Annotated in this window: 11 protein-coding genes; 4 read left to right on the top strand and 7 right to left on the bottom strand. The window is 72.4% G+C overall.

Annotation, left to right across the window (positions count from 1 at the left end; genetic code table 11):
• Positions 1 to 146: 146 nt before the first annotated feature.
• Positions 147 to 1,109, top strand: a complete 963-nt coding sequence (locus tag ACZ47G_RS08560; protein WP_380462644.1) for a zinc-binding dehydrogenase — start codon at positions 147 to 149, stop codon at positions 1,107 to 1,109.
• Between the two features lie 212 nt (positions 1,110 to 1,321).
• On the opposite strand, the gene ACZ47G_RS08555 is transcribed toward ACZ47G_RS08560, so the two are convergent.
• From ACZ47G_RS08555 to ACZ47G_RS08525, 7 genes are all read right to left on the bottom strand, one after another.
• The gene (locus tag ACZ47G_RS08555; RefSeq protein ID WP_465740698.1) at positions 1,322 to 2,374 is read right to left on the bottom strand and encodes a helix-turn-helix transcriptional regulator; all 1,053 of its coding nucleotides are present in this window, start codon (positions 2,372 to 2,374) and stop codon (positions 1,322 to 1,324) included.
• A 1-nt stretch (position 2,375) separates the two neighbouring features.
• Positions 2,376 to 3,299 (bottom strand): DUF4097 family beta strand repeat-containing protein, encoded by a 924-nt coding sequence (locus tag ACZ47G_RS08550; RefSeq protein ID WP_380462648.1) that lies wholly within the window; start codon positions 3,297 to 3,299, stop codon positions 2,376 to 2,378.
• A 193-nt stretch (positions 3,300 to 3,492) separates the two neighbouring features.
• Positions 3,493 to 3,675 (bottom strand): DUF6104 family protein, encoded by a 183-nt coding sequence (locus tag ACZ47G_RS08545; RefSeq protein ID WP_350504423.1) that lies wholly within the window; start codon positions 3,673 to 3,675, stop codon positions 3,493 to 3,495.
• Positions 3,676 to 3,708: 33 nt separating this feature from the next.
• Positions 3,709 to 5,616, bottom strand: a complete 1,908-nt coding sequence (locus ACZ47G_RS08540; protein WP_465740697.1) for a serine/threonine-protein kinase — start codon at positions 5,614 to 5,616, stop codon at positions 3,709 to 3,711.
• 249 nt (positions 5,617 to 5,865) lie between these two features.
• Positions 5,866 to 9,621 carry a multifunctional oxoglutarate decarboxylase/oxoglutarate dehydrogenase thiamine pyrophosphate-binding subunit/dihydrolipoyllysine-residue succinyltransferase subunit gene (locus ACZ47G_RS08535; RefSeq protein WP_465740696.1) on the bottom strand — a complete coding sequence of 1,252 codons (3,756 nt, stop codon included), beginning with the start codon at positions 9,619 to 9,621 and terminating at the stop codon, positions 5,866 to 5,868.
• A gap of 285 nt (positions 9,622 to 9,906) precedes the next feature.
• Entirely contained in the window at positions 9,907 to 11,037 is a 1,131-nt protein-coding gene (locus tag ACZ47G_RS08530) for a sensor histidine kinase (protein WP_380452827.1), read from the bottom strand.
• 79 nt (positions 11,038 to 11,116) lie between these two features.
• A complete protein-coding gene (locus ACZ47G_RS08525; protein WP_094742879.1) occupies positions 11,117 to 11,854 on the bottom strand; it encodes a response regulator transcription factor in 738 nt (245 codons plus the stop codon).
• A gap of 562 nt (positions 11,855 to 12,416) precedes the next feature.
• Here ACZ47G_RS08525 and ACZ47G_RS08520 point away from each other — a divergent pair.
• The 3 genes from ACZ47G_RS08520 to ACZ47G_RS08510 all read left to right on the top strand — a co-directional run bounded on the left by ACZ47G_RS08520 (position 12,417) and on the right by ACZ47G_RS08510 (position 16,383).
• Positions 12,417 to 13,232 (top strand): rhomboid-like protein, encoded by an 816-nt coding sequence (locus ACZ47G_RS08520; RefSeq protein WP_465740695.1) that lies wholly within the window; start codon positions 12,417 to 12,419, stop codon positions 13,230 to 13,232.
• A 165-nt stretch (positions 13,233 to 13,397) separates the two neighbouring features.
• Positions 13,398 to 15,794, top strand: a complete 2,397-nt coding sequence (lon, locus tag ACZ47G_RS08515) for an endopeptidase La (RefSeq protein WP_465740694.1) — start codon at positions 13,398 to 13,400, stop codon at positions 15,792 to 15,794.
• 46 nt (positions 15,795 to 15,840) lie between these two features.
• Positions 15,841 to 16,383, top strand: a complete 543-nt coding sequence (locus ACZ47G_RS08510; RefSeq protein ID WP_465740693.1) for a GtrA family protein — start codon at positions 15,841 to 15,843, stop codon at positions 16,381 to 16,383.
• Positions 16,384 to 16,392 lie beyond the last annotated feature (9 nt).

The raw sequence follows: 16,392 nt of genomic DNA, 5'->3' as shown, positions 1-16,392 counted from the left end.
GGAGTAGCACGGTACGAGCGCCGGAGCGACGACCGTCGGCAGCGGGTCTGAGCGCCCGGAGGCGAGCGGGGGAAAGCACAGCGCGGGACACGCGTCACACTTACGCGTGGTTCCCGGCCCCGGCCGTCCCGGCTAGTGTCCGGGGCATGTTTGCTGCCTATGCCGCCCGTATCGACGCCGACGACCCGCTGAGCGGGCTGGAGTTGGGCGAACTCCCCGAGCCGCAGGCCCGTCCCGGGTGGAGCGTGGTCACGGTCAGGGCCGCCAGTCTCAACCACCACGACCTGTGGTCGCTGCGCGGGGTCGGGCTGCCCGCCGAGAAGCTGCCGATGATCCTCGGCTGCGACGCCGCCGGCGTCGACGAGGACGGCAACGAGGTGGTCATCCACTCCGTCATCGGCCAGTCCGGCCACGGGGTGGGCCCGAACGAGCCCCGCTCCATCCTGACCGAGCGCTACCAGGGCACCTTCGCCCAGCAGGTGGCCGTGCCCACCTGGAACCTGCTGCCCAAGCCCGCCGAGCTGAGCTTCGAGGAGGCCGCCTGCCTGCCCACGGCCTGGCTGACGGCGTACCGGATGCTGTTCACCAACGCCGGGGTCAAGCCCGGTGACACCGTCCTGGTGCAGGGCGCCGGCGGCGGGGTGTCGACCGCGCTGGTCGTCCTCGGCAAGGCGGCCGGCCTGCGGGTCTGGGTCACCGGCCGGGACGAGGCCAAGCGCCGCCGGGCCGTCGAGCTCGGCGCGGACGCGGCCTTCGAGAGCGGCGCCCGGCTGCCCGCCCGGGTGGACGCGGTGATGGAGACGGTCGGCGCCGCGACCTGGTCGCACTCGGTGAAGTCGCTGCGCCCGGGCGGCACCATCGTCATCTCCGGTGCCACCTCCGGCCCCAGCCCGAAGGCCGCCGAGCTGAACCGGATCTTCTTCCTGGAGCTCAAGGTGGTCGGTTCGACCATGGGTACCAAGGAGGAGCTGGCCGGGCTGCTGGCGCTGTGCGCGAACACCGGGGTCCGTCCGGTGATCGACTCGGTGCTGCCACTGGCCGAGGCCCGGGACGGCTTCGCCAAGCTGGCCAAGGGCGAGGTCTTCGGCAAGATCGTGCTCAACCCCTGAGCCGCGACGGCCCGGTGCCCCTCCCGCGGGAGGGGCACCGGGCGCCCGGCATAGACCGACCGGCACATGGTGAGCGGCGTCGCGACGCCGGGGCACGCACCTCGCCGCGTTGTCGTCGGTCGCCCGATGCTCCGCATCGCCTCCCTCCTCCGCCTTGCGATGCACGCACCCCAACGCCGCTCCTTCACCCACTCACCATGCGCCGGTCGGTCTTAGCCGAGCAGCCGCTTCAGCCGCTCGCCGGCCGCGCCCAGCACCGAGCGGGCCTCGGTCAGCTTGTCAGCGCTCACCCCGCCGTCCCGGGCCGCGTCGCGGACCTGGTCGCGGAATCGGTCGAGCAGCCGCTCCAGTTCGCGGGCCGGGTCGCCGGCCGGGTCGGTGCGGGTCCACTCCGGCAGGTCGGCGGGGGCGTCCGCGGCGTCCTGGTCCTTGTCCAGGTCGATCCTGGTCACCGTGATCCGCTCGGACGGCTCGGCGGCCTCCTCCGTCGGGTGGCCCCAGCGGGCCGCGTCGGCCAGCCCGGCCAGGCCCTTGGTCAGCTCGGACAGGCCCTCGGCCAGTCCGGTCGGCCAGTCGCCCTTCGCGGCGTGCTCGCGCACCTGCTGCTCGACCCGGCGCTTGATCCGCAGCGCCTCCTGCTGGGCGGCGGTGCGGGAGGCCTTGGCCTGCTCGCGCAGTCGGCGGGCCTCATCCTCGGCGGCCTTCGCCTTGGCCTTGGCGGCCCGTTCCTGCTCCCGGGCGCGCTTGGCCTGCTCCTTGGCCTGCCGCTTGAACTGGGCGAACTCCTCCTTGGCGCGCTGCCAGGACTCGTTGTCGCCCCAGGGGCCGGCCCACGGGTCGCCGCCGGCCTTGCCGCCGGTGTCCGGGCGGTCCGGCCGGGGGGCCTGCTTGGCGGCCTGCCACAGTTCCTCGCGCAGGTCCTTGGCGCTGTCCCGGACGTCCTCCCGGATCGCCCCGGCGAGCTGGGCCACGGAGTCGTGGATCTCCAGCTCCAGATCGTCCAACTCGCCCTGCCGGGCTTCGAGTTCGGCGCGCCCGGCGTCGGTCAGCCGGTAGACCTTGCGGCCGCCCTCGGTGCTGTGGCTGACCAGGCCCTCCTGCTCCAGCTTCGCCAGCCGCGGGTAGACGGTGCCGGCGGAGGGGGCGTACAGGCCTTGGAAGCGCTCCTCCAGCAGGCGGATCACCTCGTAGCCGTGCCGCGGGGACTCGTCCAGCAGCTTCAGCAGGTAGAGCCGGAGCCGGCCGTGGCCGAAGACGGGGGTCATCTCAGGCCTCCTTGGTGAGGTCGGGGCCGGCGGGCCGGTCGGCGGCGGGGGAGGCGGGGAGCTCCTTGACCACCACCGGGGCGTCGTCCTCCGACTCGGGGCGGCGCAGCACGGTGACCGCGCCGGAGACGGTGGTGACGTTGAGGCTGCCGCGGCCCTCGCCGAGCTGGCCGGAGATCTTCTTGGCGCCCCAGGTGCTGCTCATGGTGAGCTCGTCGAAGGTGCTGGAGACGTCGCCGCTGGTGGAGCCGGCCTCGACGGTGGCGTCGGCCAGCGAGGGGATGCGGACCACGACCGGGCCGCTGACGGTGTTGACCTTGACGTCGGTCTCGCCGGCCACGTCGAGGTCCAGGGTGACGGCGCCGGTGACGGTGTTGGCCTGCACCCGGTCGGCCGTCCCGGCGATCACGGTGAGCTGCCCGGAGACGGTGTTGACCTTGAGCTGGCCGCCGACCGCCTGGGCGTCCACGTCACCGGTGACGGTGCCGGCGTCGATCCGCCCGGTGACCCCGGCCAGGGTGGTGTCGCCGCTGGCGCTCTGCACCGAGACGTGGCCGTCGATGCCGGTGACGGTGGAGTGGGCCGACACGGTGCCGACCTTGACCTCGGTGCCGGCCGGCACGGTCAGGGTGAGGTCGACGGAGCGCTTGCGCTTGAAGGAGTCGAAGAAGCTGCGGACCGAGCCGATCGACTTGATCCAGTCGCCGAACTCGCCCCAGCTGTTGATGTCCTTGTAGGTGGCGGTCAGGACGCCGTCCACCAGCGTGACGTGCAGCGGGTCGCCCTTGAGGTCGGTGACCTCCAGTCGGGCCGGGCCCTCGGCCGCGACCACGTTCACGGTGCCGTCGATGACGCGCACGTGCAGCGCGCTGACCGGCTCCTCGAAGGTGGTCCTGCCGGGCCCCTCGATCGTCCACTGGCTCATCTCTGCCGCCTCCCGTCGCGGATCGCGATGTATCGCGTTCTCTCCTGAAGACGATATATCGCGTGCCGGGAAAAGCAAGCGGTTCGCCCCCGGGACGAGCCCGGACGCTTCCCGGAGCCGTCCCCTACGGGAAACGCGCGAAGGGCCCGGGAGGCAACCGCCTCCCGGGCCCTTCGCGCGTGCCGTCAGGGCGTCACTCGTCGTCGTCCTCGTCGTCGAGCCGGGCCAGCCAGGTGGCCAGCCGCTCGACCGGGATCTCGAAGTCCGGGTTGAGGTCGACGAACTCGCGCAGGCGCTCGGCCAGCCACTCGAAGGTGACCTCCTCCTCGCCGCGCCGGCTCTCCAGCTCCTCGATGCCTCGGTCGGTGAAGTACACGGTTTCGCTCCGGTCGGATGGGGATTGACCTGGTCAGGATAGACCGACGTCCTTGCGGTAGAGGGACAGCGTCAGCTTGGCGGAGCCCGCGCTGCCGTTGATCTCGACGACCTTGGCGATCACGATGTTGCCGTTGGTGCGGTGACGCAGGCAGAACAGCCGTCCCGGGGGCAGGTCGGAGTACTTCAGGTTGGCCGTCGGCTCCTTGTCGATGGCCGCGGAGCACTCCTCGGGCGTGAGCGAGGAGGCCTGGGAGATGTACGGGTCCGCGTCGCTCCAGTTGAAGTCGTCGTAGCTCGGGCTCATGCCCCACGCACCGGACGAGGACGTCACCTTGCCCGCGATCAGGTCGAAGTAGTAGTCGTGGCTCGGCGCGGAGAGGTCGCGGTTCTCGTAGACCGGGGTGTACCTGATCTGGCTCGCCGTGGCGCTCATCGCCGGGTTCGGCGTCGTGGTGGCGCTCGGGGAGCCGGTCTGGGAGCCGGACGACGTGGTCGGCCTGGGCGAGGCCGTCGGCGGCAGCGGCTGGGAGGTCTGGTTGGCGGTGACCGCGGGGGCCGGGGTGGTGGCCGCGGCCGGCTTCTTGCCGTCGTCCAGCTTCTTCATCAGCACCACGCCGCCCGCCGTGCCGCCGACCGCCGTCACCAGGGCGACGGCGAGCAGCACCTTCCAGGACACCCCGCCCTTGCGCTTCGGCTCCGGCGCGGGCAGCGGGACGGCGGTGGTGACCGCCGGGCCGGGCGGCGGGGTGTCGAAGGTCGGCGGCTCCGGCTGGAGCCGGACGGTCGGCGGGGCGGGCAGCACCGGGGCGGTGGGCATCTCGGTGGGCGGCTGCGGGGCGCCGTACGCGCCGAGCGGCGGCGGGGTGAAGCCCGACGGCGGGCCGACGGGCTGCTGCGGCGGGGCGACCGCGGTGGCCGGGTGGGTCGGCGCGGCGAGCGGCCGCGGGGGAGCGGCCGGGACCGGCGGGGCGGTGGGTGCGGCCGGTGCCGGGGTGGGCGGCGTCCGGGGGAGGTCGGAGCGGCGGGTGATCTCGGTGTTGACCTGTCGGGGCAGCCAGTCGTCGGCGAACCGCAGCTGGCCGCCGACCTCCGGGTGGTTGCGGGCGGCCTGGATGATCTCGGCGGGCTTCGGCCGGTCCTCCGGGGACTTGGCCAGGCAGCGCTGGATCAGCTCGCGCAGGTCCGCCGGGACGGCCTCCAGGTCCGGCTCCTCGTGCACCACCCGGTAGAGCACCGCGGTGTCCGGGCCGTCGCCGAACGGCGCGCTGCCGCTCGCCACGTAGGCGGCCAGGGCGCCCAGTGCGAAGACGTCGGTGGCGGGGGTGACGGCGCGGCCCTGGGCCTGCTCGGGGGCCATGAAGGAGGGGGAGCCGATCCGGTAGCCGGTGCCGGTGAGCGCGGTGGCGTCGGCGGCCCGGGCGATGCCGAAGTCGATCACCCGGGGGCCGTCCCCGGCGACCAGCACGTTGGCGGGCTTGAGGTCGCGGTGGACCACCTCGACGCTGTGGATCGCCTGCAGCGCCTCGGCGATGCCGCCCATCAGCAGCAGCACGGTGCGGACCGGCAGGGCGCCGTGCTCCCGCACCACCTGCTGCAGGGACGGGCCCGGGACGTACGCGGTGACCAGCCAGGGGGCGTCCGAGTCCAGGCCGCCGGAGTCGATCACCTGGGCGGTGTACAGCCCGTGGATCCGCTGGGCGTTGCTGACCTCCTGGGCGAAGCGGCGGCGGAACTCGCCGTCCTCGGCGAACTCGGGACGGACCACCTTGAGCGCCACCGGGCGCCCGCCCGGTGTGTACGAGAGGTAGACCCGGCCCATGCCGCCGGCGCCGAGCCGGGCGAACAGCCGGTAGCCGCCGACCTCCCGGGGGTCCTCGGGGAGCAGCGGCTGGAAGACCGGAGGGAGCTTGCCCGGGTCACGTGGCGTGTCGGCGGTCATGTGGTGGTCCCCCTGGGAGCGCGGTGAGGTCGTTCGGCCGGGGCCGCGGGCGCGATGACGGGCGCCGGGCGGCGATCCGGCGATGCATAACCTATCGATCCGTCAGGAGAGCGTGCGGGCAGGTCCGGCATTGGTTGCAGAGCTGCGACCTTTGCCGGGGCACGACAGGAGTGCGGAACGCCCGCGGCCCCGCCTCCCTGGTCGGGAGACGGGGCCGCGGGCGTCACTGCGGTGCGGGGCCTCGGCGCGTCAGAGCGCGAAGACCTCCTCGATCAGCGCCTGCTGCTCGGCACCGTGGCGCTTGGCCGAGCCGACGGCCGGCGACGAGGCCGAGGCGCGGGCGACCCGGCGCAGACGGGCGTCGCCGCCGCTGCGGCCGATGACGACCTGCAGGTGGTCGACCAGGTTCATCGCGATGAACGGCCAGGCACCCTGGTTGGCCGGCTCCTCCTGCGCCCAGACGAACTGGACGTCGTCGCCGTAGCGGGCCAGCTCCTCCTGGAGCTCGGCCACCGGCAGCGGGTAGAGCCGCTCCATACGGACGATGGCGGTGTCGGTGACGCCGCGCTCGGTCCGGGCCGCCGCCAGGTCGTAGTAGAACTTGCCGGAGGTGATGACCACCTTGCGGACCTGCGCCGGGTCGACGGTGGTGTCGCCGATGACCGGGCGGAACGAGCCCGACAGGAACTCCTCGGTCGCACTCGCCGCGGCCTTCAGACGCAGCATCGACTTCGGGGTGAAGACGATCAGCGGCTTGTGGTGCGGGTTGTGCGCCTGCCAGCGCAGCAGGTGGAAGTAGTTCGACGGCAGGGTCGGCATCGCGACCGTCATGTTGTCCTGCGCGCACAGCTGGAGGAAGCGCTCCGGGCGGGCGGACGAGTGGTCCGGGCCCTGGCCCTCGTAGCCGTGCGGCAGCAGCAGGGTGACGCCGGAGTGCTGGCCCCACTTCTGCTCGGCGGACGCGATGTACTCGTCCACCATGGTCTGCGCGCCGTTGACGAAGTCGCCGAACTGCGCCTCCCACATGACCAGCGCGTTCGGGCGGGTCAGCGAGTAGCCGTACTCGAAGCCCATGGCCGCGTACTCCGACAGCAGGCTGTCGTAGACGGTGTAGCGGGCCTGGTCCTCGGTGAGGTACTGCAGCGGGGTGTAGTCCTCGCCGGTCTTGCGGTCGATCAGGACGGCGTGCCGCTGGCCGAAGGTGCCGCGGCGGCTGTCCTGGCCGGCCAGGCGGACCGGGTGGCCCTCCATGAGCAGCGAGCCGATGGCGAGGGTCTCGCCCATCGCCCAGTCGATGGTGTTGTCCTCGACCGAGGCGGCGCGGCGCTGCAGCTGGGGCAGCAGGCGCGGGTGGACGGTCAGCCAGTCCGGGTGGTTGACCTGCGAGGCGGCGATCCGCTTGACCATCTCCTGGGAGATGCCGGTCTGGATGGAGACCGGGAAGTCGGCGACCGGCTTGCCGGCGGTGGCGTCGGCCGGCGCCTGGGCCGCGTCGCGGACCTCGGCGAAGACCTTCTCCAGCTGGCCCTGGAAGTCCTGGAGCGCCTGCTCCGCCTCTTCCATGGTGATGTCGCCGCGACCGATCAGGCCCTCGGTGTACAGCTTGCGCACCGAGCGCTTCTTGTCGATCAGGTCGTACATCAGCGGCTGGGTGAACGACGGGTTGTCGGCCTCGTTGTGACCGCGGCGGCGGTAGCAGATGAGGTCGATCACGACGTCCTTGTGGAACGCCTGGCGGAACTCGAAGGCGAGCCGCGCGACGCGGACCACGGCCTCCGGGTCGTCGCCGTTCACGTGGAAGATCGGGGCCTCGATCATCCGGGCCACGTCGGTGCAGTACATCGACGAGCGCGAGGACGCCGGGGCGGCGGTGAAGCCGACCTGGTTGTTGACCACCAGGTGGATCGTGCCGCCGGTGCGGTAGCCGCGCAGCTGCGACATGTTCAGGGTCTCCGCGACGACGCCCTGGCCGGCGAAGGCCGCGTCGCCGTGGATCTGGATCGGCAGCACCGGGAAGGTGGTGCCGCCCTGGTCCAGGATGTCCTGCTTGGCGCGGGCGATGCCCTCGACGACCGGGTCGACCGTCTCCAGGTGGGAGGGGTTCGCGGCGAGCGAGACCTTGATGGTCTCGCCGTCCAGGCCGGTGAAGGTGCCCTCGGAGCCCAGGTGGTACTTGACGTCGCCGGAGCCGTGCATCGACTTCGGGTCGAGGTTGCCCTCGAACTCGCCGAAGATCTTGCCGTACGGCTTGCCGACGATGTTGGCCAGCACGTTCAGGCGGCCGCGGTGGGCCATGCCGATGACGGCCTCGTCGAGGCGGTGCTCGGCGGCGGCGTCGATGGTCGCGTCCAGCAGGGCGATCAGCGACTCACCGCCCTCCAGCGAGAAGCGCTTCTGGCCGACGTACTTGGTCTGCAGGAAGGTCTCGAAGGCCTCGGCCGAGTTGAGGCGGCGGAGGATCCGCAGCTGCTCCTCGCGCTCGGGCTTCGCGTACGGCTTCTCCAGGCGCTCCTGCAGCCACTTGCGCTGCTTCGGGTCCTGGATGTGCATGTACTCGACGCCGACGGTGCGGCAGTACGTGTTGCGCAGCAGGCCGAGGATGTCGCGGAGCTTCATCATCTTCTGGCCGCCGAAGCCGCCGACCGCGAACTCGCGCTCCAGGTCCCACAGGGTGAGGCCGTGGGTGGTCACGTCCAGGTCGGGGTGCTTGCGCTGCTTGTACTCCAGCGGGTCGGTGTCGGCCATCAGGTGGCCGCGCACGCGGTACGCGTGGATCAGCTCCATGACGCGCGCGGTCTTGTTGACCTCGTCGTCGTGGGTGGTGGCGACGTCGGTGGCCCAGCGGACCGGCTCGTACGGGATCCGCAGCGACTCGAAGATCTCGTCGTAGAAGCCGTTCTCGCCGAGCAGCAGGCGGTGGATCTCGCGCAGGAACTCGCCGGACGCCGCGCCCTGGATGACGCGGTGGTCGTAGGTCGAGGTCAGCGTCATGATCTTGGAGACGCCCAGCCGGGACAGGGTCTCCGGGGCGGAGCCCTGGAACTCGGCCGGGTACTCCATGGCGCCGACGCCGACGATGGTGCCCTGGTTCTGCATCAGGCGCGGCACGGAGTGCACGGTGCCGATGCCGCCGGGGTTGGTCAGCGAGACCGTGACGCCGGTGAAGTCGTCCATGGTCAGCTTGTTGGCGCGGGCCCGGCGGACGATGTCCTCGTAGGCCTGCCAGAAGCCGTAGAAGTCGAGGGTCTCGGCCTTCTTGATGGCCGCGACGACGAGCTGGCGGTCGCCGTTCGGCTTGACCAGGTCGATGGCCAGGCCGAGGTTGACGTGCTCCGGCTTGACCAGGAAGGCCTTGCCGTCCTCCACCTTGTAGCTGTAGTTCATGCCCGGGGCGGCCTTGATGGCCTGGACCAGGGCGTAACCGATCAGGTGGGTGAAGGAGACCTTGCCGCCGCGGGCGCGCTGCAGGTGGTTGTTGATGACGATGCGGTTGTCGATCAACAGCTTCGCCGGGACGGCGCGGACCGAGGTCGCGGTCGGCACCTCCAGCGAGGCGTCCATGTTGGTGGCGACGGCCTTGGCCGGGCCGCGCAGCTGGACCAGCTCGGGGCCGGCCGCGGCGGTGGCGGCGGGCGCGGCCGGGGCGGCGGCCTTGGGGGCCGGCGGCGCGGCGGGCGCGGCGGCGAGCGGTGCGGCAGCCGGGGCCGGAGCGGCCGGGGCGGCGGGTGCGGCAGGTGCGGCCGGAGCAGCAGCGGCGGGCACGGGGGCAGCGGCAGGGGTCGGCGTGGGGCCGGCCTGGGTCGCGGCCTGGGTCACTGGGGTCACCTCGGTACCGGGCTTGTAGTCGGCGAAAAAGTCCCACCAGGCTCGGTCTACCGAGTTCGGGTCCTGGAGGTACTGCTGGTAGATCTCATCGACGAGCCACTCATTGGGGCCGAAGCCAGTGGGCTTCTCCGTACTGCGTGGGGCCGAGCTGTTGGGGGTTTCAGGGGACTGTGGCGACACGGCGGCAACCGCCCTCTTCCGCTTCCTTTTGGGATGTTTGGACAGCGGGGATTAAGGCTACGCCCCTGACCAGTGATCGCGCAGTCCCCGGGCCCCAGGCGTCGCCCAGATCACAGTCCTGACCTGCAGGTTGGCTGAAAAAGTACGTTAGAAAGCCGTATCTGAGGGGAACCGATCGGGCCCGATCGCCCCGCAAAGCGGGGCGAAAGCGGACAAACCACTAGACGAATCGATTGACGATCTTCGTATGCGTCTGTGTCGGATCTGTGACAAATGTCCCGGCGCTCAGGACTGCCCCGGCAGCCGGACCTCGATCCGGCAGCCGCGCGGCGACTCCGCCACGGCGATCCGCCCGCCGTGCAGGTCCACCGCCCAGCGGGCGATCGCCAGGCCCAGCCCGGTGCCGCCGTCCGCGCCCGGTCCGGCGGCGGTCGCGGTGCCGCTGCGGCTGAACCGTTCGAAGACCCGGCCGCGGTCCGCCGGCGGGATGCCCGGACCCTCGTCCTGGACCTCCAGCAGCAGGCCGCCCTCCTCGCCCTCGGGTCTGGCGCGCACCGTGACGGTGCCACCGGGCGGGGAGTGCTTGCAGGCGTTGTCGACCAGGTTGGCGACCACCTGGTGGAGCCGCTCGGGGTCCGCCACGGCGGTCAGCCCGGCCGGGCTGACCTCCAGGGCCAGTCGGACGTCGCCGCGCCGGGAGAACGCCCCGCCGGCCGTCGCGCCGTCCACGGTGACCCCGCGCAGCACGCCGTCCAGGAACTCGCGCACCTCGAACGGGCGGGCGTCCAGGTCGACCACGCCGTCGTCGATCTTGGAGAGGTCCAGTAGGTGGGTGACCAGTCGGCCGAGCCGCTCGGTCTGCTCCAGCGCGGCCCCCAGTGTCGCCGGATTGGGCTGGACGACGCCGTCCACCACGTTCTCCAGCACGGCGCGCAGCGCGGCGATCGGCGTGCGCAGCTCGTGCGAGACGTTGGCGACCAGCTCGCGGCGGTGCCGGTCGGCGGCCTGGAGGTCGGCGGCCATGGCGTTGAAGGCGGCCGCCAGCTCGCCGATCTCGTCGCGCGAACTCACCTCGACCCGGCGGCTGTAGTCGCCGGAGGCCATCGCGCGGGCGGCGTCCGTCATCTCGCGCAGCGGGGCGGTCAGCCCGTGCGCGAGGAACTGCATGAACAGCAGCGAGGCGATCATGGAGAAGACCATGATGATCCGGATCTGGGTCTCGGACCGGATCGCGACGACCACCATCCCGGTGGCCAGGAACACGGAGACGATCACCAGCAGGGCGAGCTTGCCCTTGATCGAGCGGACCGGGTCGAGCGGACGGATGTCGGCCCAGACCCGGCTGGCCGCGCGGGCTGCCAGGTTCTGCGGGCGCGCGCCGTCGGCGTCCCCGTTGCGTTGCTGTGGAAAGGTCATTGGTCCCCTGTGATCCCCGCGTGGTGTCACGGCGGTGCCGGACACGGGCCCCCCGGTGGCCCGTCGCCCGGAGCCCCCGTCAGGAGAGCGGGGCCTCCAGCGCGTATCCGACGCCGTGGACGGTGCGGATCCAGCTGGCACCGATCTTGCGGCGGAGCGCCTTCACGTGGCTGTCGACGGTGCGGGTGCCGGACGCGTCGGTCCAGTCCCAGACCTCGGCCAGCAGCTGCTCGCGGGTGAGCACCGCGCGCGGCTGGGCGGCCAGGCAGGCCAGCAGGTCGAACTCGGTCGGCGTCAGGTGGACGTCGCCCGAGGCGAGCCGGACCCGGCGCTGCACGTGGTCGATCTCCAGCTCGCCGAAGCGCAGGCTGCCGAGCGCGGGCGTGCGGGCGGCCTGCTGGGCGCGCTCGACGCGGCGCAGCAGCACGTTGACCCGGGCGGCCAGTTCGCGCATCGAGAAGGGCTTGGTCATGTAGTCGTCGGCACCGACGCCGAGGCCGACCAGCAGGTCCGTCTCGTCGTCCCGGGCGGTCAGCATCAGTACCGGCACCGGGCGTTGGGCCTGGATCCGGCGGCACACCTCCAACCCGTCGAAGCCGGGCAGCATGATGTCCAGGACCACCAGGTCCGGCTGCCAGGTGTGGAAGCCGTCCACCGCGCCGGGGCCGTCGTGGGCCACGGCGACCTTGAACCCCTCGGCGCCCAACCGGGCGGCGATCGACTCGGCGATCGTGGGTTCGTCCTCCACCACCAGCACTCTGCGCTGGCTGCTCACAGTGCCGCCGGTGTTGGGGTTGTCCTGCTGAATTTCTGTCACGGTCACGCCACCGCCCCCAGGGCTGCGGGCCGGCCACCTGTGGGGATGGCGGGGCTCCGCTCGTAGTCTTGTTCCGTCGTGGACTGTGCCGGGTCCGCCGTCCCGTCGCGCACCCGGGAGCGGCGGGCGGATGGTCTTCCGCCCACTTCTCCCGCGCACTCCGCAGCGTACGGACAGCGGATGCCTCCCGGCAGGTGGACCGGACGTTTCCGGCCCGCGGAGAGCGGCTGTCCGGCCGCCCTTGGGCCCACTGCACGAGTGGGCACGGGCCGATACCTTACCCGGCGAATTTTCACTGCGTAACGGTACGTATGCAGTCCAGTTGACGCCAAGTCGCCGGTCAGAGCCCCTACTGACGCGTTAATCGGGAGAAGGTCTGGACCAATGTCGGTAATCCGGCCGCTCTCCGCGTCGACGGTCTTCACGGGCTTTTCTCAGGTGCCTCTCAGAACCTCGACGTAGCGTGGCCGCGACAACGCCTCGCAGGGCGGAATTCGGCGTCCGCGCCGGTACTCCGGGCACCTTCGGGCACCGCCGGTCGCGGGCGTGGAGCGGAGGCGTCATGGCGGGACTGCGGCGGGACTCCGCCGGGCACGGGTCCGCGCGGGTGCCGTACGGAATGCTCCGGTACGGACTTCGCGGCGGCGTCTTCGAGTGGCTGCTGGAACGCGTGCCGACGCCCCGGCGCACTCCCTTCACGCTCGGATATCTGGCCGTGGTGGGAGCGACTTCCACCCTCGCCCGGCTCGCCGATCCGGAACTCGTCCAGCGCTTGCAGGAGGCCTCCAGTTCGGACGGCCACAACCTGCTCCAGCACCCGCTGCGGGCCCTCGTGCTCAGCGGGGTCTGGGTGGCCGGCGGCGACTGGGTTCCCTACCTGTGGGGCTTCGCCCTCACCCTGGCGCCGCTGGAGCGCCGGGTCGGCCCGGCCCGGGCGGCGGCGGTGTTCGCGATCGGGCACGTCGCGGCCACGCTGCTCTCCCAGGGGGTGGTGATCACCGCGGTGGAGGCCGGGCGGCTGGCGCCGGAGGCGATGGACCGGCTGGACATCGGGGTCAGCTACGGCGTGTTCGCCTGCCTGGGTGCGGCGGCCGGGGCGCTGCCGCGGTCCGCCCGGGTGCCGGTGCTGGCCGGTGCCGGGCTGATGATCGTCCAGCAGATCGTCACCGGGAAGGACCTGGTCACGGCCGTGGGGCACCCGGCCGCGCTGCTCACGGGGATGGCGCTGTGGCCCTGGCTGCGCCGGATCGAGCGCCGCCCGCCGCGGCCGCGGATCCGCTCGGCGCGGCTCCGGACGGTCGGCTCCGCCGCCTCCTCGACCGCTCAGGTCTTCGCGGTGGTGCGGGCCGGGGTGCGGCCGCCGTCCGCCGCGCGCTGACGCCGGGGCCCTCTTGGGCCGCTCTTTCCCCGCTCTTTTGACGGGGCCTCCGCTCGACCGTTCCGGTGACGGCGCGTTCGCTCACAGCGAACAAGGTGCCGGGAACATCCGGCGCCCGCGAAGCCTTAGTCAGGTCGACTCAAGTTCGCTGACTGGGGAGAGATCATGGCATCGACGTCCACACCGCTCACCCTGCCCGTGCTGCCGCTCGACGACGAGGTCGTGCTCCCGGGCATGGTCGTTCCGCTGGACCTCAAGGACACCGAGGTGCGCGCCGCGGTCGAGGCCGCCCGCGCGGCGGCCACCGGCTCCGGCAAGCCCCAGGTCCTGCTGGTCCCGCGGGTGGACGGCTCGTACGCGGCGGCCGGCACGCTGGCCACCGTGGAGCAGGTCGGCCGCCTCGCCGACGGCGACCCGGCCGCGCTGGTGCGCGCCGTGCGCCGGGTCCGGATTGGGGTCGGCACCACCGGCCCCGGCGCCGCCCTCTGGGTGGAGACCACGCCCTTCAAGGAGTCCTCGGTCGGCATGCCGGTGGCCGGTCGGGCCGCCGAGCTGGTCAAGGAGTACAAGGCGCTGTCCACCCAGTGGCTGCGCAAGCGCGGCGCCTGGCAGATCGTCGACCGCGTCGACCGGATCGAGGGCGTCGGCGAGCTCGCCGACAACATCGGCTACGCGCCCTTCGCCACCGCCGAGCAGAAGCTCAAGGTGCTGCTGGAGGCCGACCAGGTCGCCCGGCTGGAGTACGCGCTCACCCTGCTGCGCGACCACCTCGCCGAGGAGGAGGTCAACGACACCATCCGCAAGGACGTCGAGGAGGGCGTGGCCAAGCAGCAGAAGGAGTTCCTGCTCCGCCGCCAGCTGGAGGCCGTCCGCAAGGAGCTGGCCGAGCTGAACGGCGACCCGGCCGACGAGGAGGGCGACTACCGCGCCCGGGTCGAGGCCGCCGACCTGCCCGAGAAGGTCCGCGAGGCCGCGCTCAAGGAGGTCGACAAGCTGGAGCGCTCCTCCGAGCAGTCGCCCGAGGGCTCCTGGATCCGCACCTGGCTGGACACCGTCCTGGAGCTGCCCTGGAACGAGCGCACCGAGGACGCGTACGACATCGCCGGCGCCCGCGCCGTGCTGGACGCCGACCACGCCGGCCTCAGCGACGTGAAGGAGCGGATCGTCGAGTACCTGGCCGTCCGCAAGCGCCGGGCCGACCAGGGGCTCGGCCTGATCGGCGGCCGCCGGGGAGGCGCGGTGCTCGCCCTGGTCGGCCCGCCCGGCGTCGGCAAGACCTCGCTCGGTGAATCGGTGGCCCGCGCCATGGGCCGCAAGTTCGTCCGGGTCGCGCTCGGCGGTGTCCGGGACGAGGCGGAGATCCGCGGCCACCGGCGCACCTACGTCGGCGCGCTGCCCGGCCGGCTGGTGCGGGCGATCAAGGAGGCCGGCTCGATGAACCCGGTCGTCCTGCTCGACGAGATCGACAAGGTCGGCTCCGACTACCGGGGCGACCCGGCCGCCGCCCTGCTGGAGGTGCTGGACCCGGCCCAGAACCACACCTTCCGGGACCACTACCTGGAGGTCGAGCTCGACCTCTCCGACGTCGTCTTCCTCGCCACCGCCAACGTGCTGGAGGCCATCCCCGAGCCGCTGCTCGACCGGATGGAGCTGGTCCGCCTGGACGGCTACACCGAGGACGAGAAGGTCGTCATCGCCCGCGACCACCTGCTCCCGCGCCAGCTGGAGAAGGCCGGCCTCGGCGACGGGCAGGTCAGCGTCGACGAGGAGGCGCTGCGCCGGCTCGCCGGGGAGTACACCCGGGAGGCGGGCGTGCGCACCCTGGAGCGCTCGATCGCCCGGGTGCTGCGCAAGATCGCCGCACAGGCCGAGCTGGGCGAGCGCGAGCTGCCCGCCGCGGTCGGCGCGGAGCACCTGCGCGCCCTGATCGGCCGACCGCACCACGTGCCGGAGTCCGCCCAGCAGCCCGCCGAGCGGCGCACCGCCGTCCCCGGCGTGGCCACCGGCCTCGCCGTCACCGGCGCCGGCGGCGACGTCCTCTACATCGAGGCCTCGCTGGCCGACGCCGAGACCGGCGGCACCGGGCTGACCCTCACCGGGCAGCTGGGCGACGTGATGAAGGAGTCCGCGCACATCGCGCTCTCCTTCCTGCGCTCGCGCGGTGCCGAGCTGGAACTGCCGGTCACCTCGCTGCGCGACCGCGGCGTGCACCTGCACGTCCCGGCCGGGGCCGTCCCCAAGGACGGGCCGAGCGCCGGCATCACCATGACCACGGCGCTGGCCTCGCTGCTCTCGGGCCGCAAGGTGCGCACCGACGTGGCGATGACGGGCGAGGTGTCGCTCACCGGGCGGGTGCTGCCGATCGGCGGGGTGAAGCAGAAGCTGCTCGCCGCCGACCGGGCCGGCCTCACCACGGTGATCATCCCCAAGCGCAACGAGGCCGACCTGGACGACGTCCCGGCCGAGGTGCTGGAGCGGCTCACCGTCCACCCGGTGGCGGACGTCCGAGAGGTGCTCGCGCTGGCCCTGGAGCCCGCCGGGGTGCTGGTCGCCGCGGCCTGACGTGGCCGACGGGGGGGACGGCCGCTCCGCGTGCAACACTGCGGAGATGCCGTCCCCCACGCAGCGCGCCCTGGCCCGGGTGCCGGCCCGGCTGCGCCCGTTCCTGGTGCGGCACCGCCGACCGGTGAAGTTCCTGCTGGTCGGCGGCGGCTGCTTCGCGCTCACCACGGTGATCGACTTCGAGCTCAAGTTCACCGTCCTGGCGCACGCGCCGGTGGTGGCGCTGACGGTGGCGACGGTGATCGCCACCGTCGTCTCCTATGTACTCAACCGCCGCTGGGCCTTCCGGACGGACGGGCGCCCACCGGAGGCCCTGCTGTACTTCCTGGTCAGCGCGGTGGCGATCGGCGTGAACGTGATCCCGCTGGCGCTCTCCCGGTACGCCCTCGGCCTGCGCGAGCCCTACCTCAGCCCGTTCCAGCAGGAGGTCGCGGACTTCCTCAGCGGGATGGTCGTCGGCACCTTCGTCGCCATGCTGTTCCGCTTCTGGGCGATGCGCCGCTGGGTCTTCACCAGCCCCGCCGTGCGGACGCACCCCGAGGTGGAACCCGGTTACGCTGCACCCGAGATGCCACGGGACGCGACCTGAGTCCAAGAG

It is taken from the genome of Kitasatospora sp. NPDC030952 (genome assembly GCF_055571335.1).
Note: the sequence above shows the minus strand (reverse complement) of the source record. Positions and strands in the feature narration are given on the sequence as shown.